21 protein-coding genes and 2 pseudogenes are annotated in these 23,162 nt (G+C 66.5%); 9 read left to right on the top strand and 14 right to left on the bottom strand.

The genetic code is table 11. The features are described from left to right. Window positions 1–271 precede the first annotated feature (271 nt). From CI805_RS04335 to CI805_RS04325, 3 genes are all read left to right on the top strand, one after another. Entirely contained in the window at window positions 272–1,219 is a 948-nt protein-coding gene (locus CI805_RS04335) for a DMT family transporter (RefSeq protein WP_260926589.1), read from the top strand. A gap of 113 nt (window positions 1,220–1,332) precedes the next feature. Beyond that, on the top strand, window positions 1,333–4,005 hold the full coding sequence (gene acnA, locus CI805_RS04330) for an aconitate hydratase AcnA (protein ID WP_260926586.1): 2,673 nt from the start codon (window positions 1,333–1,335) through the stop codon (window positions 4,003–4,005). A gap of 323 nt (window positions 4,006–4,328) precedes the next feature. Beyond that, window positions 4,329–5,099: a prolyl hydroxylase family protein gene (locus CI805_RS04325; RefSeq protein WP_260926583.1), complete on the top strand. Its 771-nt coding sequence runs from the start codon at window positions 4,329–4,331 to the stop codon at window positions 5,097–5,099. A gap of 85 nt (window positions 5,100–5,184) precedes the next feature. On the opposite strand, the gene CI805_RS04320 is transcribed toward CI805_RS04325, so the two are convergent. The 8 genes and pseudogenes from CI805_RS04320 to CI805_RS04285 form a co-directional block, all read right to left on the bottom strand. After that, window positions 5,185–6,225 (bottom strand): PEP-CTERM sorting domain-containing protein, encoded by a 1,041-nt coding sequence (locus CI805_RS04320; protein ID WP_260926581.1) that lies wholly within the window; start codon window positions 6,223–6,225, stop codon window positions 5,185–5,187. Window positions 6,226–6,551: 326 nt separating this feature from the next. Next, window positions 6,552–7,538 carry a Holliday junction branch migration DNA helicase RuvB gene (ruvB, locus tag CI805_RS04315; RefSeq protein ID WP_260927800.1) on the bottom strand — a complete coding sequence of 329 codons (987 nt, stop codon included), beginning with the start codon at window positions 7,536–7,538 and terminating at the stop codon, window positions 6,552–6,554. Window positions 7,539–7,590: 52 nt separating this feature from the next. Continuing rightward, the gene (locus CI805_RS21055; RefSeq protein WP_409934932.1) at window positions 7,591–7,893 is read right to left on the bottom strand and encodes a type II toxin-antitoxin system RelE/ParE family toxin; all 303 of its coding nucleotides are present in this window, start codon (window positions 7,891–7,893) and stop codon (window positions 7,591–7,593) included. Further along, entirely contained in the window at window positions 7,886–8,158 is a 273-nt protein-coding gene (locus CI805_RS04305) for a type II toxin-antitoxin system ParD family antitoxin (RefSeq protein WP_260926579.1), read from the bottom strand. Before CI805_RS04305 ends, CI805_RS21055 begins: the two co-directional genes overlap by 8 nt. Before the next feature lie 34 nt (window positions 8,159–8,192). After that, window positions 8,193–8,798: a Holliday junction branch migration protein RuvA gene (ruvA, locus tag CI805_RS04300; RefSeq protein WP_260926578.1), complete on the bottom strand. Its 606-nt coding sequence runs from the start codon at window positions 8,796–8,798 to the stop codon at window positions 8,193–8,195. A 106-nt stretch (window positions 8,799–8,904) separates the two neighbouring features. Further along, window positions 8,905–9,380 (bottom strand): annotated as a pseudogene (ruvC, locus tag CI805_RS04295) (crossover junction endodeoxyribonuclease RuvC). A gap of 135 nt (window positions 9,381–9,515) precedes the next feature. Then, the gene (locus tag CI805_RS04290; protein ID WP_260926577.1) at window positions 9,516–10,280 is read right to left on the bottom strand and encodes a YebC/PmpR family DNA-binding transcriptional regulator; all 765 of its coding nucleotides are present in this window, start codon (window positions 10,278–10,280) and stop codon (window positions 9,516–9,518) included. 220 nt (window positions 10,281–10,500) lie between these two features. Then, window positions 10,501–11,004, bottom strand: coding sequence for an arsinothricin resistance N-acetyltransferase ArsN1 family B (locus CI805_RS04285; RefSeq protein WP_260926576.1), 504 nt, complete (start codon window positions 11,002–11,004; stop codon window positions 10,501–10,503). 69 nt (window positions 11,005–11,073) lie between these two features. Here CI805_RS04285 and CI805_RS04280 point away from each other — a divergent pair, with 69 nt between their 5' ends. Further along, window positions 11,074–11,796: a CPBP family intramembrane glutamic endopeptidase gene (locus CI805_RS04280; RefSeq protein WP_260926575.1), complete on the top strand. Its 723-nt coding sequence runs from the start codon at window positions 11,074–11,076 to the stop codon at window positions 11,794–11,796. A 58-nt stretch (window positions 11,797–11,854) separates the two neighbouring features. Here the strand turns inward: CI805_RS04280 and CI805_RS04275 are convergent, their stop codons facing one another. Then, window positions 11,855–12,091, bottom strand: a complete 237-nt coding sequence (locus CI805_RS04275; protein WP_260926574.1) for a DUF2312 domain-containing protein — start codon at window positions 12,089–12,091, stop codon at window positions 11,855–11,857. Window positions 12,092–12,263: 172 nt separating this feature from the next. Then, on the bottom strand, window positions 12,264–13,382 hold the full coding sequence (locus CI805_RS04270; protein WP_260926573.1) for an NADH:flavin oxidoreductase: 1,119 nt from the start codon (window positions 13,380–13,382) through the stop codon (window positions 12,264–12,266). Window positions 13,383–13,490: 108 nt separating this feature from the next. Between CI805_RS04270 and CI805_RS04265 the strand changes: the two genes are divergently transcribed. Then, window positions 13,491–13,877 (top strand): helix-turn-helix domain-containing protein, encoded by a 387-nt coding sequence (locus tag CI805_RS04265; protein ID WP_313958524.1) that lies wholly within the window; start codon window positions 13,491–13,493, stop codon window positions 13,875–13,877. Window positions 13,878–14,288: 411 nt separating this feature from the next. Here the strand turns inward: CI805_RS04265 and CI805_RS04260 are convergent. Beyond that, window positions 14,289–14,527: pseudogene (locus tag CI805_RS04260) on the bottom strand (DUF1244 domain-containing protein). Window positions 14,528–14,673: 146 nt separating this feature from the next. On the opposite strand from CI805_RS04260, the gene pyk reads away from it, so the two are divergent. Then, on the top strand, window positions 14,674–16,155 hold the full coding sequence (pyk, locus tag CI805_RS04255; protein WP_260926571.1) for a pyruvate kinase: 1,482 nt from the start codon (window positions 14,674–14,676) through the stop codon (window positions 16,153–16,155). Window positions 16,156–16,200: 45 nt separating this feature from the next. Here the strand turns inward: pyk and CI805_RS04250 are convergent, their stop codons facing one another. Genes CI805_RS04250 through CI805_RS04240 form a run of 3 tightly spaced genes read right to left on the bottom strand, consistent with a single transcriptional unit; the run spans window position 16,201 to window position 18,528 of the window. Next, window positions 16,201–17,265 (bottom strand): FUSC family protein, encoded by a 1,065-nt coding sequence (locus tag CI805_RS04250; RefSeq protein ID WP_260926569.1) that lies wholly within the window; start codon window positions 17,263–17,265, stop codon window positions 16,201–16,203. A gap of 22 nt (window positions 17,266–17,287) precedes the next feature. Beyond that, window positions 17,288–17,833, bottom strand: coding sequence for a sugar O-acetyltransferase (locus tag CI805_RS04245; RefSeq protein ID WP_260926567.1), 546 nt, complete (start codon window positions 17,831–17,833; stop codon window positions 17,288–17,290). 20 nt (window positions 17,834–17,853) lie between these two features. Next, window positions 17,854–18,528, bottom strand: coding sequence for a YggS family pyridoxal phosphate-dependent enzyme (locus CI805_RS04240; RefSeq protein ID WP_260926566.1), 675 nt, complete (start codon window positions 18,526–18,528; stop codon window positions 17,854–17,856). 88 nt (window positions 18,529–18,616) lie between these two features. Here CI805_RS04240 and CI805_RS04235 point away from each other — a divergent pair, with 88 nt between their 5' ends. From CI805_RS04235 to CI805_RS04225, 3 genes are all read left to right on the top strand, one after another. Further along, window positions 18,617–19,123: a thiamine phosphate synthase gene (locus CI805_RS04235; protein WP_260926565.1), complete on the top strand. Its 507-nt coding sequence runs from the start codon at window positions 18,617–18,619 to the stop codon at window positions 19,121–19,123. Between the two features lie 159 nt (window positions 19,124–19,282). Beyond that, entirely contained in the window at window positions 19,283–21,682 is a 2,400-nt protein-coding gene (locus CI805_RS04230) for a DNA translocase FtsK (protein ID WP_260926564.1), read from the top strand. Window positions 21,683–21,910: 228 nt separating this feature from the next. Next, on the top strand, window positions 21,911–23,068 hold the full coding sequence (locus CI805_RS04225; RefSeq protein ID WP_260926562.1) for a threonine aldolase family protein: 1,158 nt from the start codon (window positions 21,911–21,913) through the stop codon (window positions 23,066–23,068). The last annotated feature ends 94 nt before the right edge of the window (window positions 23,069–23,162 follow it).

The raw sequence follows: 23,162 nt of genomic DNA, 5'->3' as shown, positions 1-23,162 counted from the left end.
CACCGCACTGCCCGAACAAAATTTGCCATTATCGAAGAAACCTGCCCAAATGTTATGGGGTCAAAATGCCCCGGACGGCGGTGCGTTCCCGCCCCCGCCAGATACGCTCCGCCAAGAGCCTTGGCGCACGGTAAAAAGACGCCGTTGCGGCCGACTTAGCCCCGTTTGCCCGTGATCTTCAAGCATTCGTCCTGACCTTGCGATGAATCGCTTGCAGCGGGCTCGGGAATCGCTTGCAGCCGCCGCCTCTCCCCGACAATGCGCAACGGCGATGACTGCCTCTGCCCCCCGCCTCCATGCCCCGCAGCCGCACACTCTGGCGGCGGTTCTGGCCGTGATCGCCGGTATCGCGACGTTCAGCGGCATGGACGCCGCGATCAAGAGCGCCTCGCTGGCGGTGGGTGTCTACAGCGCGCTTCTGGGCCGTAACATACTGGGAACATTGCTGACCCTGCCACTGTGGCTGGCCGCCGGACGCCCCATGCCCACGCTGGCCGTGCTGCTGCGCGTCCACGCCTTCCGCGCCCTTCTCACATCCGCGATGGCCGCGCTGTTCTTCTACGGCCTCGTCCGGCTGCCGATGGCCGAGGGCATGGCGATTTCATTTATCTCACCTATCCTTGCACTTTATTTTGCCGCTGCGATGCTGGGAGAGCGCATCCGCCCCCGTGCGATCTGGGCCTCGCTGCTCGGAATCCTCGGCGTGGTCGTGATCGCCTCGGGCCGTCTCGGCACCGGTCATGCCGATGTCGAGAGCCTGAAAGGCGTGATCGCAATACTTCTGTCTGCAACTTTTTACGCCGCCAATCTGGCGGTCCAGCGCAAGCAGGCGCTGGTGGCGGGGCCGGTGGAAGTCGCGCTGTTCCAGAACCTTGGCGTAACCCTGATTTTCCTTGTTTTCTCGCCATTTCTCTGGACCATGCCGCAGCCCGGAACATGGGCCGATATCCTCGCCGCAGCGGCTCTGGCAACCGCCGCGCTGATGCTTTTGTCATGGGGCTATGCCCGTGCCGAAGCGCAGGTTCTGGTGCCCATCGAATATACCGCTTTCCTCTGGGCCGCGCTGCTCGGCTGGCTGATGTTCGATGAGCGGGTGGACAGCCTCACGATCGCGGGAACCGTGCTGATCGTGCTGGGCTGCTGGGTGGGCACACGGGGCAAGCCGTCCCACGATGGGGTCGCGCCCGCTTCTGCACCCGACGCGCCCCCCTTGACCTGAGGCGCCGGAGCGCGCATCGGCGGGGCGACGAATCCGCCTGTCGCAGTGCAGCACGGAACCGGGGTTTCCGGTCTGTCGCGGCAGGCATAATCAAGAAGGGAAAAAAGCCCACCATGACCCAGGTCGGACAGGATACGCTCGGCACCCGCAGCACCATGACAGTCGGCGGCAAGCAGATCGCCTACTACTCCTTCAAGAAGGCTGCCGAAAAGATCGGCGACGTCTCGCGGCTTCCCTTCTCGATGAAGGTGCTGCTTGAGAACCTGCTCCGCTTCGAGGATGGCGGCTTCACCGTCGCAGTCGAGCACATTCAGGCCGTCGCCGACTGGCAGAAGAACCCCACCACCGGTGACGAGATCCAGTATCGCCCGGCCCGCGTTCTTCTGCAGGACTTCACCGGCGTTCCCTGCGTGGTCGACCTTGCCGCGATGCGCGACGGCATCAAGGCGCTCGGCGGCGACACCAGCAAGATCAACCCGCAGGTTCCCGTGAACCTGGTGATCGACCACTCGGTCATGGTCGACGAATTCGGACACCCCAAGGCGTTCGAAGAGAACATGGAGATCGAGTACCAGCGCAACATGGAGCGCTACGACTTCCTCAAGTGGGGCTCCAAGTCGCTCTCGAACTTCTACGCCGTTCCGCCGGGCACCGGCATCTGCCACCAGGTGAACCTGGAAAACATCGCCCAGACCGTGTGGACCGACAAGGACCAGAACGGTGAACTGGTCGCCTATCCCGACACCTGCGTCGGCACCGACAGCCACACCACCATGGTCAATGGCCTCGGCGTGCTGGGCTGGGGCGTCGGTGGCATCGAGGCGGAAGCCGCGATGCTCGGCCAGCCGGTCTCGATGCTGATCCCCGAAGTCGTCGGCTTCAAGTTCGTGGGCGAGCTGAAGGAAGGCGTCACCGCCACCGATCTCGTGCTCACCTGCACCGCCATGCTGCGCAAGCACGGCGTGGTCGGCCGCTTCGTCGAATACTTCGGTCCGGGCCTCGCCTCGCTGACCCTCGCCGACCGTGCGACGCTCGCCAACATGGCCCCGGAATACGGCGCCACCTGCGGCTTCTTCGGCATCGACGACAAGACCCTGGACTACCTGCGCCTCACCGGCCGCGAGGAAGACCAGATCGCGCTCGTCGAAGCCTATGCCAAGGAGCAGGGCTTCTGGATGGAGCCGGGCGCAGCCGACCCGATCTTCACCTCGACGCTGGAACTCGACCTGTCGACCGTCGTCCCCACCCTCGCAGGCCCCAAGCGCCCGCAGGACAAGGTGATCCTCACCGACGTCGACGACGTATTCAACAAGGACATGGCCGAGACCTACAAGCAGGCGCCCAAGACCGTGCAGGTCGAAGGCAAGGACTTCTCGATCACCGACGGTGACGTGATGATCGCGGCCATCACCAGCTGCACCAACACCTCGAACCCCTCGGTTCTGGTGGCAGCAGGCCTCGTCGCCAAGAAGGCCGACGAGCTGGGCCTCAAGCCCAAGCCCTGGGTCAAGACCTCGCTCGCACCGGGTTCGCAGGTCGTCACCGACTACCTGAACAAGGCCGGTCTGCAGTCGCACCTCGACAACATCGGCTTCAACCTCGTCGGTTACGGCTGCACCACCTGCATCGGCAACTCGGGTCCGCTCGCAGAGCCGATCAGCAAGGCGATCAACGAGAACGGTCTCGTCGCCTCGGCGGTCATCTCGGGCAACCGCAACTTCGAAGGCCGCGTCTCGCCGGACGTGCGCGCCAACTTCCTGGCCTCGCCGCCGCTGGTCGTCGCCTACGCGCTGAAGGGCACTGTGGTGGAAGACTTCACCACCACCCCGATCGGCGTGAGCAAGGACGGCGTGGACGTGTTCCTCAAGGACATCTGGCCGACCAACCTCGAAGTCAACGAGACGATGAACGCCTGCGTCGACCGCGCCATGTTCCAGGCCCGTTACGCCGACGTCTACAAGGGTGACGAGCACTGGCAGGCGATCAACGTCACCGGTTCGGAAACCTACTCGTGGAAGGCCGCGTCGACCTACGTCGCCAACCCGCCTTACTTCGAGGGCATGGAGATGACCCCGGCACCGGTTTCGGACATCATCGGCGCCAAGCCGCTGCTGATCCTGGCCGACTCGGTCACCACCGACCACATCTCGCCGGCCGGTTCGATCAAGGCCGACAGCCCGGCGGGCAAGTGGCTGATGGAGCGTCAGGTCGCCAAGGCGGACTTCAACTCCTACGGTTCGCGCCGTGGCCACCACGACGTCATGGTGCGCGGCACCTTCGCCAACATCCGCATCAAGAACGAGATGGTTCCCGGCACCGAGGGCGGCTTCTCGTCGTACAACGGCGAGACCATGGCCGTGTACGATGCCGCGATGAAGCACGCTGCCGACGGCACGCCGCTGGTCGTCGTGGCCGGCAAGGAATACGGCACCGGCTCGTCGCGTGACTGGGCCGCCAAGGGCACCAACCTGCTGGGCGTTCGCGTCGTCATCGTCGAGAGCTTCGAGCGCATCCACCGCTCAAACCTGGTCGGCATGGGCGTGCTCCCGCTCCAGTTCAAGGACGGCGACACCCGCCAGTCGCTTGGCCTGACCGGCGACGACGCGTTCACGATCAAGGGCGTTGCCAGCCTCAAGCCGCGCCAGGACGTGGAAGTCGAAGTCACCCGCAAGGACGGCTCGACCTTCACCTTCACCGCGCTGTGCCGCATCGATACCGCCAACGAAGTCGAGTACTTCATGAACGGCGGCATCCTGCAGTACGTGCTGCGCAAGCTGGCGGCCTGATCCGCTTCGAGCGCTAAGGCCTGAAACAGAAAAAGCCCCGTCCGGCACACGCCGGGCGGGGCTTTTTTGTGGGGAAGAGCAGGCTGGCGTCCCCTCCTTTTTCTCCCAAATACCCGCTCAGCCTGAGCCTGACGAAGGCCGCGCGCGACAGCCCCCTCCTTCGTCATCCCCGCGCAGGCGGGGATCCAGAGTGGACCACGGTCGGCCCGGTCGTAGCGGCTTATTACATGTAGTGCGCAACTGGATCCCGCCTACGCGGGGATGACGACACCCGGAAACACACACCCGCGACAAACGCGGCCCAGCCGCTATAGTGCGGCCCGATGCCCAAGCTGCCGTTCCTCTCCGCCCTGCTCCAGTCCGACAAGTCCGGGCCGCTCCACCGGCTGGCGCGCACGATGACCGACGATACCGCCCAGTTCGCCGATCCCGAGCGACTGGCCGAGGTCGGGCGCACGGTCATGGCGCGGCTGGAGAGCACGCCCGGCGTCGAGCGTGTCATATGTGCAGGCGCGGACCTGTTCACCCTGCCCGGCTTTGCCGACCCGGCGCTATGCCGCAAGCTGGTGCGCGCGATCGACAAGGAGGCGACGCCCTCCACCTTGTTCAAGGGGCCGAACCCTGACGGCTTCCGCACCAGCTTCACGCACTACTTCTCGATGCGCGACAAGCAGACGGCGGGGATCGAGGCGCGCATTTCCGAGCTGATGGGGATCGACGATGCCCATTCGGAGATGATCCAGGGCCAGCGCTATCAGGTGGGGCAGCAGTACAAGCCGCATCACGACTATTTCCATCAGGGGCAGGCCTACTGGCAGCAGGAGGCCCCGCGCGGCGGGCAGCGCAGCTGGACCGCGATGTTGTTCCTGAACACGCCCGAGGAAGGCGGCGAGACCGAATTCACGAAGCTGGGCGTCGCGATCCCGCCGGTGCCCGGCACGCTGGTGATCTGGAACAACATGGGACGCGACGGGAAGCCGAACGATCGCACCATCCACGCCGGAACCCCGGTGCTTCGCGGTGTGAAGCATGTCCTGACCAAATGGTATCGGCTCGACCGCTGGCGCGAGATCAACGCCGACAAGTATCGGTAAGCGCCCTCGCCTCACCGCGCGGCGAGGCGCGCAGCACGTTGGCACAAACAAAAGGCGGGGCCATGCGGTCCCGCCTTTTCGTGTATCAGGCCTGCTGCTTGCGCTTTGCGAACCGCCCGCGTGCGACCACCGCAGCGGCGGCCGCGCCGAACAGGATCAGCATCGGCGGCGCAGGCACGTCGTGCGGATCGTGCGGGTGATGCCCGTCATGCCCGCCCGACGACGAGCTCGACGAAGACGAGCTGGAACTGGACGAGGAAGACGACGACGAGCTGGACGAACTCGACGAGGAGCTGGAGCTGCTCGACGACGTGGTGCTCGAACTGAAATCGCCCGAGGTCGTCGAGACATTCCCCGAAGTCGTGGTCGAGCTGGTGATGTTGCCCGACGTGCTCGTGATGTTTCCCGAGGTGCTGGTGATGTTCCCCGAGGTCGTGCTCGTCACATTGCCCGACGTCGTCGACGTGGTGCTGCTGATGTTGCCCGAAGTCGTCGAGGTCGTGCTGGAAATATTGCCCGAGGTCGTGCTCGACACGTTGCCCGAGGTGCTCGACGTGCTGGTGACGTTCCCCGAAGTCGAGGACGTGCTGGTCACGTTGCCGGAGGTCGTGGTCGTCGTGGTCGTCGTCGTGGTGCCTTCTCCACCGCTCGAACTGGAGCTGGAACTGGAACCCGAGGTCGAGCTGGAGCCGGACGTCGATCCGGTGGTGGTCGAACTGATGATGACGTTACCGCCACCGCCGCCGCTGCTGCCACCGAAGAAACCGCCGAAGAAACCGCCTCCGAAGCCGCCGAAACCGCCACCGTTACCCACCACCACCGGCGCAGCGGTGCCGCCACCCGCGCTCACCGGGTTGGCAGGCGGGATATAGGGCGGGGGCAGCGGGATCATCGCCATCTGCGGTGCCGGCGGCTTGACGATCTCGCGCTCACGCTTGAGCGGCGGGCGCTTGGGGATCTGGCGCTGGGCGATACGCGGACGCGGCTTCTCGACCGCCGCCACCTTGGCCTGCTTGTGCTTGCTGTACTGCAGTTCCCCCGCGGACTGCGTTTCAGCGACATGCACTGCACCACCGCCGATGATCGCGCATCCGGCGGCACATGCAGACAGTTTGGCCAGAGCCATGCGTACCGACATGATCTTGCTTTCTTCTTCCCATGGCAAAGGCCTTCACGGACCCTTGCGCGAAACCCCTGCACGACGCCGCCAAGACGCCATGCCCTGCTTCTCTATGCCAGAGACAACGCAGGAAGGCGTTAACCGGGCAACGCTGTTTCGCCTAAATTTGCCCGATAGCGGGACGAATATTGGTTAACGAGCGATTTCGCCAGTGCCTTGTGCTGATTTGGGACGGAATTGCGTTCAGTTGCGTGCTCCAGTGAACGAAGTCGGCGGGTTTTCACCCACCCAGCCGGCACCGGACGTGATTCGCGAGGCGCGTAATTCGGGGGTTAGTCCTCGCCCTCGAACAATCCACCTTGTGGCCCCGCCATGCCGGGGGGGATCGGCGGCGTCATGCCCAGGTGGGTCCAGCCGCGATCGTTGAGGCAGCGCCCGCGCGCGGTGCGCGCCACCATGCCGAGCTGGATCAGGTAGGGCTCGATCACTTCCTCGATGGTGTCGCGCGGCTCGGAGAGGCCCGCCGCCAGCGTCTCGACACCCACCGGGCCGCCCTTGTAGATCTCCGCGATCATCCGAAGATAGCGGTGGTCCTGCGAATCGAGGCCGATCGAATCGATCTCCAGACGGGTCAGCGCATCATCGGCGATGGCGCGGGTAACGAGGTCGGAACCTGCCACATGCGCAAAGTCGCGCACCCGGCGCAGCAGGCGCCCGGCCACGCGCGGCGTACCGCGCGCGCGGCGTGCGATTTCGGTGGCGCCGCCCCGGTCGATGCCGATGCCGAGCAACCCTGCCCCGCGCGCGACAACCTTCTCCAGTTCCTCGACAGTATAGAACTGCAGGCGCACCGGAATGCCGAAACGGTCGCGCAGCGGTGTCTGCAACAGACCCTGCCGCGTCGTCGCGCCGACCAGCGTGAACGGCGGCAGATCGATCCGCACCGAGCGTGCCGACGGCCCCTCGCCGATGATGAGATCGAGCGCACGGTCTTCCATCGCCGGATAGAGCACTTCCTCGACCACCGGATTGAGGCGGTGGATCTCGTCGATGAACAGGACGTCGCCCTGCTCCAGATTGGTCAGCAGCGCAGCAAGGTCGCCCGCCTTGGCGATCACCGGGCCGGACGTTGCGCGAAAGCCCACGCCCAGTTCGCGCGCGATGATCTGCGCCAGCGTGGTCTTGCCAAGCCCCGGCGGGCCGAAGAACAGCGTGTGGTCCATCGCCTCGCGCCGCGACTTGGCGCTCTCGATAAAGACGCGCAGGTTGTCCTTGGCCGCGATCTGCCCGACGAACTCCTCGAGCGACTTGGGCCGCAGCGCCGCATCGGCATCCTCGGTCTGGCGATTGGGGAAAGGATGGGGTTATCGGTCATGGTCTGCCCAACTGCGCCGCGCGTTCGTCCATCGCGTGATGGAGAATGCGAACGATCAGTACAATGTCATCGCCGAAGCGATAGAATATCCGGTGCCGCCGATGAACAAGGCAGCGTATCTCTTCGCCCAGTTCAGGCCTTGGCGCCCCGGATTGCGGATGGCGTGCCAGCAAGTCGAATGCCTCCAGAAACCCGCGGGCATAAGCATCCGCCACATCGTCCCCGAACTGCCGGGCGCTGTATGCATCGACAGCAGCGAGATCGGAGCGTGCAGCGGTCGATAAACGAACCTCAACCACGCGTGCTTCGTCGCTCGGCGATGATCTGCTCGATCACGTCGCGAGGATTCTCCTCGATAACGCCGGAGGCCAGCCCTTGCGCGATCATGCCGCGCAGCCATTCCGTCTCGTCCTGGGCCGCGTCCTGATCGCGGCGCACCAGATCGCGGACGTAATCGCTGGCGTTGGCATAGCGCCCTTCGGCAACGCGGGTCTCGATCCACTGGCGCAAGGCGGGCGGCATGGTGACGTTGAGCTGGGACATGGCAGGAGTATAGGAATTCATAGCGACCTGTCCATAAATCCTAGAATCACGGCTCTCATCCCGCCGCCCGCTTCAGCGCCACGCGCACGAGGTCGTTCAGCCCGGCGTGCTCGCCCAGTTCCTCCACCGCCTTGCCGACGGCCATCGCCGCGACGTTGGGCTTGAAGCCGAGGTTCTGGAGCGCGGAGACGGCATCGGCGCTGGCCGAGCCCGCAGGCGCGGCGATGGCTGCCCCCGGCGCGCCCGGTGCCGTGGGCATGCCGCCCGCCTTGTCCTTCAATTCGTTGACGATGCGGCTGGCCAGCTTGGGGCCGACGCCATTGGCGCGCGCCACCATTGCCGCATCGCCGCCCGCGCAGGCGCGCTGCAATTCCTCGGTATTGAGCGCCGAAAGGATCGCCAGCGCCACCTTGGAGCCCACGCCCTGCACCGCCGTCAGCAGCCGGAACCAGTTGCGCTCGGCCGCCGAAGCGAAGCCGATCAGGCGCTGGTCGGTCTCCGAAACCTGCATTTCGGTATGGATCACCACCTTGTCGCCGCGAATGCCCAGATGGTCGAGCGTGCGGGCGGAACAATGGACGAGATAGCCCACACCGTGGACATCGATCACCGCCCAGTCGGGGCCGGTGTCGTCAAGGAGGCCGGTCAGCTTCGCGATCATGGTTTGTTCTATGGCAGGAAGCGTTTTGCGGGGCCAGCGGAAAAGAGCACCGTGCCGGGAGTTGCCATCCCGGCGCCTTGCGATCTGTCAAGGCTGCAGCGCTGGTTTAGCGGTGGCTGCCGAGCATATTGGCGTGGGTGATCGCCACGGCGAGCGCGTCGGAAGCGTCCTCGCCCGCCAGCTTCACGCCGGGAGCAGGACTTTCAGCATCGCCTGGATCTGCTTCTTGTCGGCGCCGCCGGTGCCGACCAGCGCCTTCTTGATGACCTTGGTGGAGTACTCGGCCACCGGCAGTCCGGCGCGCGCGATCGAGAGCATCGCCACGCCGCGCGCCTGCCCCAGCTTGAGCGTCGACTGCGGGTTCACGTTGACGAAGACCTCCTCCACCGCGCCCGCATCGGGACGATGGTGGAGGATCACGTCGGTCAGCGCGGCGTCGAGTTCGACCAGCCGGTCGGCCATGCAGGCCTTGGCATCGGTGCGGATCTGCCCGTTGGCAACATGGCTGAGGCGGCTGCCGCTCTTGGCGACAATGCCCCAGCCCGTGCAGGTCAGACCCGGATCAAGACCGATGATGATCATAAGATCAGATAACAGGAATTTGCCTCAGGCCGGAGCGAGAAGGGGGGCTTTCGAGAACCGGCGCGCAGCGTACCTTAGGGTACGTGAGCACCGGAAGCGCAGAAAGCCGCCTTTCGCAGCCCGTCCTGTGGCAAATTACCCCAAGGTTTCCATGACTTCGTCGGAGATGGCGTAGTTCCCCCAGACGGTCTGGACGTCATCGTCGTCTTCCAGCGTGTCGACCAGCTTCATCAGCGTTCCGACGGTATCGGCGTCGACATCGACGGTGATGTTCGGCTTCCATGCCAGCTTCACGCCCTCGGCTTCGCCGAGCGTCTTTTCCAGTTCGCGCGCGACTTCGTGGAGCGCATCGACCGAGACCCAGATCTGGTGGCTGCCGGGATTCTCGTCACCGTCGCCCATGTCGCTCTGCACGTCCTCGGCACCGGCCTCGATCGCGGCTTCGAGAACCTTGTCCTCGTCACCCACGCTGCCGGGGTACTCGATCAGGCCGAGACGCTCAAACCCGTGCGCAACCGCGCCCGAGGCGCCGAGGTTGCCGCCGTTCTTGGCAAAGGCGGTGCGCACGTTGGTGGCGGTGCGGTTGCGGTTGTCGGTCAGCGCCTCGACGATGATGGCGATACCGGCCGGGCCGTAGCCCTCGTAGCGCACTTCCTCGTAGTTCTCGGCATCGCCCTTCGAAGCCTTGTCGATCGCGCGCTGGATGTTGTCCTTGGGCATCGACTGCGCCTTGGCGGCGTTGACGGCGGCGCGCAGGCGCGGGTTCATGTCCGGATCGGGCATGCCCATCTTGGCGGCCACGGTGATTTCGCGGCTGAGCTTGGAGAACTGCGCCGAGCGCTTCTTGTCCTGCGCACCCTTGCGGTGCATGATGTTCTTGAATTTGGAATGGCCTGCCATTGGTCTGCCCATCATTCTGGCCCGGCCAGGAAAGACGGCGGGCGCTGTGTCCATGTAAAGTTGAGGGCGCCCTTACAACAGCCGAGCCCCGCAGGGCAACCTTCGCGCGAAACCGCTGGAGAACTGAGCCGCCGGAGCTTGTTTGAGAAATCGCGTTTGAGAAATCGCGAAAGAGCGATTTCAGAGGCGGCACCGTCAGGCGCTTCTCAGACAACCCCCTCTACAACAGGCGCTGCCACCAGCCGACGTCGTGCCACGCGCCCAGCTTCCAGCCGACTTCGCGATAGATGCCCAGCGGCGCGAATCCCATGCCCTCATGCAGGGCGATGCTGGCGGCATTGGGCAAGGCGATCCCGGCGAAGGCAGCGTGGCGCCCTTGCGCGGCCAGCATGGGCAGCAGCGCGCCGTAGAGCGCCCGCCCTACCCCCTGCCGCGCTGCCGCGGGATCGACATAGATTCCGACATCGCACGAAGAGGCATAGGCCGCCCGGTCGCGGTGCGGCGAGCCATAGGCATAGCCGAGCACCTGCCCGGCCCGCTCGGCGACCAGCCAGACGTGCGACGTGCCGTAGCGCGCGATTCGCCGCGCCATTTCCTCTGTGTCCGGCGCTTCCAGTTCGAAGCTGACGCAGGTGTCGGTGACGAAGGGCGCATAGATCGCCGCGCAGGCGGCAGCATCCTGCGGGATGGCGTTGCGGATCATCGGCGCGACAGGAGCGGACATAGTGCGAAATTCCCTTCCACCTGCGAAAAGACAACGAATTGGCAAGGCTGGCAAGGCTACGCCGCTTGCATGACCGAGACCGAGGCTGAACCCTGCCGCCCTTTCCTCTTCCCCTTGCGCGAACTCGCCGCGTTCCTGCGCCGTCCGCGCCTGCTGGCGCCCGAAGGGCTGCGCTCTGCTGCAGGCTGGCGCGCGTTCGTGCCGCTGCTGGCGCTGCATCTGATCGTGTTGCTGCTGGTGCTGCTGCCGCTGTCCATCGTGGCGCAGAAGGGCCTGGGGCTCGATGCACCCGATGCCTTCGACAAGATCTCCGCCGGCTGGCTGCTGCCGATCACCCTGCTGATCGCGCCGGTGATCGAGGAGATGCTGTTTCGCGGCTGGCAGACCGGGCGGCCCCGCGCGCTATGGCTGCTGCTGTGCGCCATCCTCGGCGGCGCAGCGCTTTACGGTTCGACGCACGGACTTGCTCCGCTGGCGGCGGCGGGCGTGCTGTTGCTGAGCGTGGTGGCCGGGCTTGTCGGCTGGCTGGTCCTGCGGCGCAAGTCGGCGCCGGTCGCAGGCTTCGCGGCGGCGTTTCCGGCGATCTACTGGATCGTCGCGCTGCTATTCGCAGGCGCGCACCTGATGAACTATGCAGCCCCGAAACCGCTGACTGCCGTGCTGGTGCTGCCGCAACTGTGGGCCGGGATCATGCTGGGCTTCACTCGCCAGCGACTGGGGCTTCCCGCCTCGATGCTCCAGCATATTCTCGCCAACGGATCGGTGATCCTGGTGGCGCAGATCATCGGCTGATGAATCAAAAAGGGCGGCCATGCAGGGCCGCCCTTCCTTCCCGTTCGTCCCGAAGACCTTACTCGATGCCGAGTGCGGCCTTGTAGGTGTCGAGAATCATTTCCATCTCGCGACGGTCGTCGGGCTTGAGCTTACGGATGCGCACGATCTGGCGCATGATCTTGACGTCGTAACCCACGGCCTTGGCCTCGTTGTAGACGTCGCGGATATCGTCCGAGATACCCTTCTTCTCTTCTTCAAGGCGCTCGACGCGCTCGATCAGCAGGCGCAGACGATCGTCGGTGTTTTCGGCCATCGGGTTTGGTGCTCCGGTCAAGGTTCTGTGAGAATCAGTTGGCCGGGCTGATAGCGCCCCTCGCGGATTCGGGCAAAGCCGTATCGGCGCCTTGATGGGGAAAACGGGGATGGGGGAAAACGGGAACGGTGTGGACGGAGCGCAACCCGATCGGCCGCGCTCCGCCGTCTTCTTACACCAGTTCAGCCAGTGCCGAGGCCTCGAAGCCCTTGAGCGTATCGGTCTGGCCGTCGCGCACCTTCGCCACCCACTGCGCGTCCGAGATCAGCGCGCGTCCCACCGCGATAAGGTCGAACTCGTCGCGCTCCATGCGCTCGACCAACTGATCGAGACCGGTCGCCTGCGAGCCTTCGCCGCCGAAGGCTGCCATGAAATCGCCCGAAAGGCCGACCGAGCCAACGCTGATCGTCGTCGCGCCGGTCAGCTTCTTGGCCCAGCCTGCGAAGTTCAGGCCCTGCTCGCCGTCGATCTCGGGGAACTCGGGCAGCCAGAAGCGGCGCTGCGAGCAGTGCAGCACATTCGCGCCCGCCTCGACCAGCGGCGTCAGCCAGGCTTCCATCTCGGCAGGCGTATTGGCGAGGCGCGCGGCATAGTCCTGCTGCTTCCACTGGCTGAGACGGATTATCAGCGGGAAGTCCGGACCGACGGCGGCGCGCACCGCCGCGATCACTTCAGCGGCAAAGCGCGAACGCTCGCCTATGGTCGCACCGCCATAGCGGTCCTCGCGCTGGTTGGTGCCGGCCCAGAAGAACTGGTCGATCAGATAGCCGTGCGCGCCATGCAGTTCGACCACGTCGAAGCCCACCTTTTTGGCATCCGCTGCGGCAGAGGCAAAGGCGGCGACGGCATCGGCAATGTCTTCCTCGCTCATCGCCACGCCGCGCGGCTGGTCGGGCGCGTTGAGGCCCGAGGGGCTTTCGACCGGGTTCTCGGGCTCCCAGCCGCTCATGCCCTTGGTGGCGCCGGTGTGCCAGATCTGCGGCCCCATGCGACCGCCTGCGCCGTGCACCGCCTCGATCACCTGCTTCCAGCCCGCCAGCGCGGCCTCGCCATGGATGAAGGGGATGCCTGGCTCGTTGCGCGACGAAGGCCGGTCGATCACCGTGCCTTCGGACAGGATCAGGCCGACACCGCCCTCGGCACGGCGGCGATAGTATTCTGCCTGCGCAGGCCCGACGATACCGTCTGCGGCCTGCGCGCGGGTCATCGGCGCCATGACGATGCGATTGGGCAGCTCCAGCGCGCCGAGCGAGAACGGGCGGAACAGGACGTCGGGGGAAGTCTGGGTCATGAGAGAGGCTTGGCTCCGTTGCCGGGAAAGCCTGTTAGGTATATCATGGATACCTGGGTTCAAGAACGCACCTTGAATAACCCAGGTATACCCAAGGAAACCGCACCCGTGTCCGTCGCTCTCAAACCCGATTGCATGCACTTTACCGTGGACTGCCCCAGCCGCCTGCTGTTCGACCAGATCAGCGACAAGTGGTCGATGATGGTGCTGACCGTACTCGACAGGGGACCGATGCGCTTCAACGCGATCCGTCGCCAGATCGAGGGGCTGACGCAGAAATCGCTGACGCTGTGCCTGCGCCGGATGGAGCGCAACGGGCTGCTCCATCGTCGGGTGATCGCCGGCTCGCCGGTCGCGGTGGAATACGAGATCACCGCGCTCGGCCGCTCGTTGCAGGGGCCGTTCAAGGCGCTCTATCGCTGGACCATGGAGAACATGGCCGAGGTAGACCAGGCCCGCGCCGCCTTCGACGAACGGGCGCTGGTGGAGGTGTGAAGGGAGCCGGGCCGTTGCGAGGCGATGGAAGCGTTAGCGGCTATGGGTGGGAAGCTGCCATAGCCCTCTCCCCTTCAGGGGAGAGGGTTGGGAGAGGGGAGCGCGCGGCATAAACCCCTCTCAACTACGGTTAGGCAGCCAGCTGCCAAACCTTCGTATCTCTCCCCTGAAGGGGAGAGAGAACATGTCCGCTAGGGGGCGAAACCCGCACGTCGTTATCTGCACGACCTTATGGCAAGATCCAGACTTCCCCACCCTCGTTTCGTCATCCCCGCGAAGGCGGGGATCCAGTCTGCGTATCCAAGTCCACGTTCGACGGGATCGAGAGATCGCAGCTGGATTCCCGCCTTCGCGGGAATGACGAAGTTTTAGTACGGCAGGCGCAGCCTTCGACTACCCCTGCCCTCCCCCTCACCCGTTCTTCTTCAGGCTCTCTTCCATCCGGGCGAGCTGCTCGGGCGTGGCGGGGTCTGGTGCTTCGTCTTCCACTCGTCCGCGCTCATGCCGTGGATCACTTCGCGCGCGGCGGCCTTGTCGCCTGCATAGCCGCCTTCGCGAATCCAGTCGGCCAGGCAATTGCGGCAGAACCCGGCGAGACCCATCAGGTCGATGTTCTGCGCATCGTGCCGGTGGCGCAGATGGCGCACCAGATGGCGGAAGGCGGCAGCGGCGGTCGCATCGTCGAGGGTATCGAGGGATCGGTCTGGTTTTCGGTCATATGGGGCGGTTCGTCCTTGGTTTGTCGGGCAGGCTTTGCCATATCGCGCGGGGACTACGCAAAGAGGAAAGAACCACCGTGGCCATTCAGACCTATCGCCGCTCGCCGCACCACCGGGGGATCACGCGCCAGCGCAAGGTAAAAATTCTCGCCACGCTCGGCCCTGCAAGCCGGGACAAGGCGACCATCGAGAAGCTGCTGCGCGCCGGTGCCGACGCCTTCCGCGTCAACATGAGCCATGGCGACCACGAGACCCACCGCGAGACGATCGCCAATATCCGCGCGGTCGAGAAGGACGTGGGCCGCCCGGTCGCCGTGCTGTGCGACCTGCAGGGCCCCAAGCTGCGCGTTGGCACGTTCAAGGACGGCAAGGCGTTCATCCGCCACTCCGCACACTTCACGCTCGACAACAATCCCGAGCCGGGCGACGATAACCGCGTCTGCCTGCCGCACCCTGAGCTGTTCGGCATCCTCCAGAAGGGCCAGCGCCTGCTGATCGACGACGGCAAGCTGCGCCTCGTCGTCATCCGCGCGGAACCGGACTCGATCCTGTGCAGCGCCGAAGTCGGCGGGCCGATCTCCGACCGCAAGGGCGTGAACATCCCCGACGCCATCGTGCCGGTGCCCGCGCTGACCGAGAAAGACCGCCGCGACCTTGCCTTCGCGGTGGAGCAGAAGGCCGACTGGATCGGCCTCTCCTTCGTGCAGCGCCCCGAGGACGTCGCCGAGGCGCGCAGCCTGATGGGCAGCCATGGCGCGCTGATGGCCAAGATCGAAAAGCCCGCCGCGGTCGGCAATCTCGATGCGATCATCGAGCTGTCGGACGGCATCATGGTGGCGCGCGGCGATCTGGGTGTCGAACTGCTGCCCGAGGAAGTGCCGCCGATCCAGAAGCACATCGTCGCCCGCACCCGCGCCAGCGGCAAGCCGGTGGTGGTGGCAACGCAGATGCTGGAATCGATGATCACCAGCCCCTCGCCCACCCGCGCCGAAGTCTCCGACGTCGCCAACGCGGTCTATGACGGTGCCGACGTGGTGATGCTCTCCGCAGAGACGGCAGCGGGCCAGTGGCCGGTCGAGGCGGTCACGATCATGGACCGCATCGCCGCCAAGGCAGAGGCCGACGAGACCTATCGCCAGCGCATTCACCTCACGCAAACGCCGCCCGACGCCACCACGGCAGACGCGCTGGCCGAAGCCTGCGCCAGCATCGCCGATGCCCTGCCGATCGAGGGCATCGTGGTGTTCACCGGCTCGGGCATCTCGGCCCGCCGCGTTGCGCGCGAGCGTCCCTCGGTGCCGATGCTGGTGCTCACCCCGTCGATGGACACCGCGCGCCGCGTCGCACTGCTGTGGGGCACGCATGCCGTCGCCACGCGCGATATCGGCAGCTTCGAGGAGATGATCGCCAAGGGCAAGCGCATGGCGCTGCGCCACGGCTTCGGCGCGGCGGGTACCAAGCTGGTGACGCTGGCCGGCGTGCCCTTCGGCGTGCCGGGGTCGACCAACCTGCTGCATGTGGTGACGCTGACCGGCAACGAGCTGGATACGGCGGAGTAATCCGGAAAAGCGGGAGCACTCAGGGCCGGGCGCTCCCGCTTTCCCTCACCCCATCGGCGTATCGTCGGCCTGTCGCCAGGGGCGCAGCGGGCTGTGCGGGAACAGCGCCGCCACGCCCAGCGCGATGCCGCCGCCCAGCATCGTCGCGATCAGGCGGTGGACGGCGTTGATCTCGGGCGTCGCGAGGCCGCCCAGCGAGACCAGCAGCACCGCGCTGGCGGTGATCGCGGTGGAGAGCCCCGCATAATGCGCCTTCTGCAGCGAGAATGCGCACCACGAGGCGATGGCCATGCCCGTCACCAGCACCCAGGTATCGTTGCGGCAGGCGATCGACAGCACCGAGGCGAGACCTGCACCCACGAACGTCCCGCCGAGCCGCTCCAGCCCGCGCGTGCGGGTCTCGTGCAGGCGGGGCTTGAGCACCAGCAGCGCGGTCATCGGCGCCCAGTAGCCGTTGACGAGGCCCAGCGCATCGCCTGCCAGCAGGCTCGCCACCACGCAGAGCGCGGCGCGCAGCATGTGCGCGCGGATCAGGCGCGGATCGGCGTCATGCTCGCCGGGGCCACCGGCATAGGCATGGGCCGCGCGCGGGAACAGCCACGCCAGCGCCATCACCATCGCCGCCTGGATGCCGCCGCCCACCAGCACCATCTCGGTACGGAACAGCGCATTGTGCAACGGCCCATGGAAGTGTCCGGCGATCAGGAAGACGATGGCGACCTGCAACGCCACCCACCACTGCTGGGTATCGCGCAGCGCCAGCCAGGCAACGATCACCGCCAGCAGCGCGGTCAGCGGAACATAGACCGGCGCGATGCCACCCAGCAGCGTGCCTGCGAAACTCGCTGCCATCATTCCCACGAGCGCGGCCAGCATCGCCGCCCAGCGTCGCCCGAACAGATCGTGCGCCGAACCGAAGCCGACGGAAAAGGCGGAACCCGCCGCCATCGCCCCGCCCACCGGATGGCCCAGCGCCACGCCGCCCAGAAAGATCAGCGGCAGCGCAGGCAGCGCCAGCAGCCCCTCGCGCCAGTGCATCGGCGCGAAATAGCGCTCTCCCAGCGCCGTCAGACGCGTGCGGAGACGGGATGCGAAGCCTCTGCCGCTCATCGCGAAGTCTGACAGTTGCCGCTCATCGCGGCCGGGCGGGATTGCCGACGACGGTCGTGCCCGGCGCCACGTCGCGCGTCACCACCGCGCCCGCGCCGACAACGGCATCGTCGCCGATGGTCACGCCGGGCAGCACGATGGCGCCCGCGCCGATCCACACGTTGCGCCCGATCACGACCGGACGCCCCCATTCGAGGCCGCTGGCGCGCTCCTCCGGGTCGCGCGGATGGTCGGCGGTGAGGATCTGCACGCCGCTGCCGATCTGCGTGCCCTCACCGATGGTGACGGCCACCACGTCAAGGATCACGCAGTTGAAGTTCAGGAACACGCCCGCGCCCAGCGCGATATTGAAGCCGTAATCGCAGTGGAACGGCGGGCGGATCGTCGCACCCTCGCCCACGCCGGCGAAGCGCTCGTGCAGCATCGCCGTGCGCTCGTCCGCATCGACGAGCCGGTTGTAGCGCATCATCCATTCGGCGGCGGCGCGCTGGTCGGCGACGATTTCCGGGCAGGAGGCGCGATAGGGCTCGCCCGCCAGCATCTTCTGCTTTTCGCTGCGCTCCGCCATCAGGCGCCCTCCGTCAGGTGCTATCCGCGCGCGCCGAACAGCGCGCTGCCCACGCGCACATGCGTCGCGCCCAGCATCACCGCGACCTCGAAATCGCTGCTCATGCCCATCGACAGCTGCGAGATGCCGTTGTCGGCCGCGATCTTGGCGAGCAGCGCGAAGAACGGCGCCGCCTCGATATCGGCGGGCGGCACGCACATCAGGCCCGACACCGGCACGTCTGCGGTACGCGCGGCAGCCAGCAGCGCGGGCACATCGGCAATCGCGCAGCCGCCCTTCTGCTCTTCGGCGCCGATGTTCACCTGCACGAAGCACGGCACCCGGCGCCCGGCCTTGTCCATCGCCTTGCCCAGCGCATCGACCAGCGAGGGCCGGTCGAGCGAATGGATACAATCGAACAGCGCGACCGCATCCTCGGCCTTGTTCGACTGGAGCTGGCCGACGAGGTGCAGCGCGATCCCCTCATGCGCCTCACGCAGCGCGGGCCATTTCGCCTGCGCTTCCTGCACGCGGTTCTCGCCGAACACGCGCTGGCCTTGTGCGATCAGCGGCGCGATCGCCTCGGCGGGGTGGGTCTTGGAAATCGCGATCAGCTCGACCGCGTCTTCCGGGCGACCGGCAATGCGGGCAGCCTGCGCGATGCGGGCGCGGATGTCTTCCAGAGCGGTGAGCGGGCGAGTGGCGGGCGTCGTCATGTCTTCTCGATCCATGGGCAGGTGCTATAGCGCCTGCGTGCCGAACCGCCACCCGCCTCTTGCCGCAAAGCCCTTCAAATGCCCCGCGATGTGGCTCATCAGCGACGCTCGCAACGATGCGCGGCTGGAGCGTGTGCTCGCCCGCCTGCCGCGCGGATCGGGCTTCGTGTTCCGCCATTACCACCTTTCACCCGCAGAACGGCTAGCGCGCTGGCGGGAACTGCAGCGCACGGCGCGGCGCTTCGGGCACTGCGCGGTATTCGCCGGAACCATGGCCGAAGCGCGCCGCTATCGCGCCGATGGCGCCTATGGTCCGCCCAAACGACTGGCGCGTGGAGATGCAGGCCTGCGCCTTATCACTGCGCATTCTCTGCGCGAGCTGGCCCAGGCCCGACGAGCGTGCGCCGATGCGGTGCTGCTCTCGCCGGTCTTCGCGACGAACTCCCACCCCGGCGCGCCCTCGCTCGGCCCTGTACGCTTTCGCCTGCTGGCCGCGCGCGCCGGACTGCCCGTAATCGCGCTGGGCGGCATGACAAAGCATCGCGCCGCTACGCTGGCCCCTCACGCATGGGCAGCCATCGACGGGCACTTATAATCAAGGCGCTGAGATGCTGACGCATCACGCCTTGGCAATGCTCAAGCGCCGCACGGGCTAAACCAAATCCCCCACCCACAGCGATGTTCACGGTCCATTCTTGACGCCGAGTCCCCCCGGCGGGCATAATCGGGGCAGATTTCGGAAGGTATTTTTGTAATGGCGACACGACCCATGGGCAGCGGCCGAAGGGCGACCAAGCCGGACTGGCGTGCCGTCCTGCGCCGGTCGCTGCGGCGCGCCACCGAGCTGAGCGGCGCGATCGCGCTGTTCGCGGTGATGGTCTACCTCGCGCTGGCGCTGGTGAGCTATCACCAGACCGACCCCTCCGCCTCCACCGCTGCCGCCAGCGGCACGGTGCAGAACTGGATGGGAACGCCCGGCGCCTGGATCGCCGAGCGCGCGCTGTTCTTCTTCGGGCCGGTTTCCGCGCTGTTCCTTCCGCTGCTCTACGTCTTTGCCCGCAAGCTGTGGCTGCTGGTCGAGGAAGACGATCAGGAAATCGAGCATAGCAACCAGCGCTGGTGGCGCCCGGTGCTGGTGCTCGCCATCGGCATCGCGCTGATCTGCACGGTGCTCTCGCTGCTGTTCACCCAGCCCGGCAGCACCCTGCCCGCCTCGTGGGGCGGCCTTGCGGGCCTGCTCGGCGCGCACGGGATCGACGCGCTGGCAGGCCTTGCCCCCGATGGCGTGGCGGGCTGGATCAAGCTGGTGCTCGCGCTCGCCTGCGCCTCGATCGGCGTGGCGCTGGTCGGCCGGGTCTTCGCGTTCGACTGGGCGCGCCTGCTGACGCTGCCCGGCAAGATCGGCCGCGTCACCGACGCGCTGCCCTCCGCTTCCGACCTGCCCTTCGCGCGCGGCGCCAAGGAAAGCGCCACCGACGACGAGGACGCCGCCCCGCGCGCCAAGGTCAAGGTCCGTCCCGAAGCGAATGCCGCCGCCGCGCCGGACAAGCCGCGCCGCGCGCCCGAGATCAGCGATCCCAAGGCCTCGCCCGCACCCGCGCAACTGGCGCTCGGCGCGCGCCAGAAGGACATGTTCGACAAGTACGAGCTGCCCAGCCTGGAACTGCTCGCCGATCCGCCGCCCAACTCGCAGCCCAAGATCGACAAGTCGAGCCTGGAGAGCAACGCGCGCCTGCTCGAAACCGTGCTGGACGACTTCAACGTGAAGGGCGAGATCACCGCCGTGCGCACCGGCCCGGTCGTCACCATGTACGAGCTGGAGCCCGCGCCCGGCATCAAGGCCAGCCGCGTGATCGGTCTCGCCGACGATATCGCCCGCAATATGAGCGCGATCTCGGCCCGCGTCTCCTCGATACCGGGGCGCACGGTGATGGGCATCGAACTGCCCAACGCCAATCGCCAGATGGTCTCGTTCAAGGAGATGGTCGCCTCCGAAGCCTTCGCCGCGCACAAGGGGCTGCTGCCGATCATCCTGGGCAAGGATATCGCGGGCGAGCCGATCGTGGCCGACCTTGCGACGATGCCCCACCTGCTCGTCGCCGGTACGACCGGTTCGGGCAAGTCGGTGGGCCTCAACGCGATCCTGCTCTCGCTGCTCTATCGCCTGACGCCCGCGCAGTGCCGCCTGATCCTCGTCGATCCCAAGGTGCTGGAACTCAAGAGCTACGACGACATTCCGCACCTGCTCTCCCCCGTCGTCACCGAGCCGCCCAAGGCGGTGCGCGCGCTGAAATGGGCAGTCGAGGAAATGGAGCGCCGCTATCGCCAGATGAGCGAGATCTCGGTGCGCAACCTCTCGGGCTTCAACGACAAGGTGCGCAAGGCCGCCGCCAAGGGCGAACCGCTGGGCCGCCGCGTCCAGACCGGCTTCGATCAGGAGACCGGCGAGCCGCTCTACGAAGAGAACCAGTTCGATTACGAAGTGCTGCCGCAGATCGTCCTGATCGTCGACGAGCTGGCCGACCTCATGGTCACGGTCGGCAAGGAAATCGAAGTGCTGATCCAGCGGCTTGCGCAAAAGAGCCGCGCGGCGGGCATCCACCTGATCATGGCGACGCAGCGCCCGTCGGTGGACGTCATCACCGGCGTCATCAAGGCCAACCTGCCGACGCGCATCTCGTTCGCCGTCACCAGCCGCATCGACAGCCGCACGATCCTGGGCGAACAGGGCGCCGAGCAGCTGCTGGGCAAGGGCGACATGCTCTACAAGCCCAGCTCCGACCCGGTGAAGCGCGTTCACGGCCCGTTCGTGTCGGACGAGGAGGTCGAACACGTCGCCGACTACTGGCGCACGCAGGGCAAGCCCGACTACATCGATGCCGTCACCGAAGAGCCCGAGGAAGGCAGCTTCGGCTTCGACGACCTCGACGCCACCGCCTCCGACCAGCCCGAGGAACGCAAGTACCGGCAGGTGTGCCATCTGGTGTTCGAGAACCAGAAAGTCTCGGTCTCGTGGCTCCAGCGCCAGATGGGCGTGGGCTACAACACCGCCGCCAAGTGGGTGGAGCGCATGGAGAACGACGGCTTCGTCGGCCCCGCCAACCACGTCGGGCGCCGCGATATCTATCGCGACGAGAACGGCAACCCCCTCTAGAGCCGAGCGACATTCAGCCCTGACGGCCTGCAAATGGCGCTTTTCCGAGCTTCCGGTGCTCACGTACAGAAAGTACGCTGCGCTCCGGGTCTCGAAAAATCACCCTTTTCGGCTCGTCATCATCTGAATGTCGATCAACCCTGACGGCCTGCAAACTTCTCCTTCCGCCTAGCGGTGGCGAGAGGGAGGGGCTTGCGGGCATCCCGGTGCCGCCGCATGAAGCCGGGCATGACCGAGACCGATGCCCTGACCGCCGAACGCGCCCGGCTGCGCCTGACCTGCCGCCACCTCGCCGGGGCCGGCCCTGTCCATCCTGCCGAGCATTTCGAGGCCATCGCGGGCTGGCTGCGCGAACACGGTCCGCATCATACCGACGCCGGTTTCGTACCCGGACTGGAACCCGACAACTACGGGACCGGCGCGCTGGTCGAGGACTTCGAGGCCGAGGTCGCCGCACTGTTCGGCCTGCCTGCCGCGCGGTTCATGCCTTCGGGCTGCATGGCCCAGCCGATCGCACTGCGCATCTGGAGCGACCGCGCGGGCAACAGCGTCACGGCCTTTCACCCCACCTCGCACCTCGAACTGCACGAGGAAGGCGGCTATCGCGAACTCCACGGCCTGCACGCCCACCTGCTGGGCGAAGCGCACCGCCCGACGACGCCTGCCGATCTGCTCTCGCTGATCGAACCCGGCGGCGCGGCGCACGCCACCGGCATCGCCAGCCTGCTGATCGAACTACCCGCGCGCGAGATCGGCGGCCAGCTGCCGACATGGGACGACCTGACGGCGCTCAGCCGGTTGTGCCGCGCGCGCGGCATCCGCCTCCACCTCGACGGCGCGCGGGTGTGGCAGGCCGCGCCCGCCTATGGCCGCAGCCTTGCCGAGATCGCCGCGCTGTTCGATTCGGTCTACGTCTCGTTCTACAAGGACGTCGGCGCGCTGGCGGGCGCCATGCTGCTTGGCCCGAAGGACTTCATCGACGAGGCGGCGGTGTGGCAGCGCCGACAGGGCGGCACGCTGCATTCGGCCATGGCGAACATCGTCTCGGCCCGGATGCGGCTTTCCGCCTGCCTCGAACGCATGCCGCGCCTGATCGAGCGTGCCCGCAAGGTTGCCGCGCTGTTCGCCGTCCACCCCCGCGCCCATGTGCTGCCCGACCCGCCGCACACGAGCATGTTCCACCTGCATCTGGACGGCGAGCGCGAGGGCCTGCTCGCCGCCCGCGACCGGGTGGCGCGCGAGACCGGCATCTGGCTGTTCCCGAACCTCAAACCCGTGCCCGGCGAACCGGCGCGATCCTCGGTCGAACTGTCGATGGGGCCTGCCAGTCTCGAACTGGACGATGACGAACTCGCCGGCGCCATCGCCCTGCTGTTTCGCGCCTGACCCCCTTCGCCATGGCGACGGTGGGCGCACCATGACAAAACGCCCCCCTACCCGCGCATGGGTTGGCCCGCGCGGCGTTCCCGCCTAGGGTACG

Origin of the sequence: Novosphingobium sp. 9 (assembly GCF_025340265.1) — a bacterium.
Classification (GTDB): domain Bacteria; phylum Pseudomonadota; class Alphaproteobacteria; order Sphingomonadales; family Sphingomonadaceae; genus Novosphingobium.
The sequence above is the reverse complement of the archived record's forward strand: the minus strand, read 5'-3'. Positions and strand labels throughout refer to the sequence as shown.

Bases quoted from the DNA above. Each gene is read 5' to 3' on its own strand.
- CI805_RS04335 (WP_260926589.1), top strand. From the start codon at position 272: ATGACTGCCTCTGCCCCCCGCCTCCATGCCCCGCAGCCGCACACTCTG.
- acnA (WP_260926586.1), top strand. From the start codon at position 1,333: ATGACCCAGGTCGGACAGGATACGCTCGGCACCCGCAGCACCATGACA.
- CI805_RS04325 (WP_260926583.1), top strand. From the start codon at position 4,329: ATGCCCAAGCTGCCGTTCCTCTCCGCCCTGCTCCAGTCCGACAAGTCC.
- CI805_RS04320 (WP_260926581.1), bottom strand. From the start codon at position 6,225: ATGGCTCTGGCCAAACTGTCTGCATGTGCCGCCGGATGCGCGATCATC.
- CI805_RS04305 (WP_260926579.1), bottom strand. From the start codon at position 8,158: ATGAATTCCTATACTCCTGCCATGTCCCAGCTCAACGTCACCATGCCG.
- ruvA (WP_260926578.1), bottom strand. From the start codon at position 8,798: ATGATCGCGAAGCTGACCGGCCTCCTTGACGACACCGGCCCCGACTGG.
- CI805_RS04290 (WP_260926577.1), bottom strand. From the start codon at position 10,280: ATGGCAGGCCATTCCAAATTCAAGAACATCATGCACCGCAAGGGTGCG.
- CI805_RS04285 (WP_260926576.1), bottom strand. From the start codon at position 11,004: ATGTCCGCTCCTGTCGCGCCGATGATCCGCAACGCCATCCCGCAGGAT.
- CI805_RS04280 (WP_260926575.1), top strand. From the start codon at position 11,074: ATGACCGAGACCGAGGCTGAACCCTGCCGCCCTTTCCTCTTCCCCTTG.
- CI805_RS04275 (WP_260926574.1), bottom strand. From the start codon at position 12,091: ATGGCCGAAAACACCGACGATCGTCTGCGCCTGCTGATCGAGCGCGTC.
- CI805_RS04270 (WP_260926573.1), bottom strand. From the start codon at position 13,382: ATGACCCAGACTTCCCCCGACGTCCTGTTCCGCCCGTTCTCGCTCGGC.
- CI805_RS04250 (WP_260926569.1), bottom strand. From the start codon at position 17,265: ATGAGCGGCAGAGGCTTCGCATCCCGTCTCCGCACGCGTCTGACGGCG.
- CI805_RS04245 (WP_260926567.1), bottom strand. From the start codon at position 17,833: ATGGCGGAGCGCAGCGAAAAGCAGAAGATGCTGGCGGGCGAGCCCTAT.
- CI805_RS04240 (WP_260926566.1), bottom strand. From the start codon at position 18,528: ATGACGACGCCCGCCACTCGCCCGCTCACCGCTCTGGAAGACATCCGC.
- CI805_RS04235 (WP_260926565.1), top strand. From the start codon at position 18,617: ATGTGGCTCATCAGCGACGCTCGCAACGATGCGCGGCTGGAGCGTGTG.
- CI805_RS04230 (WP_260926564.1), top strand. From the start codon at position 19,283: ATGGCGACACGACCCATGGGCAGCGGCCGAAGGGCGACCAAGCCGGAC.
- CI805_RS04225 (WP_260926562.1), top strand. From the start codon at position 21,911: ATGACCGAGACCGATGCCCTGACCGCCGAACGCGCCCGGCTGCGCCTG.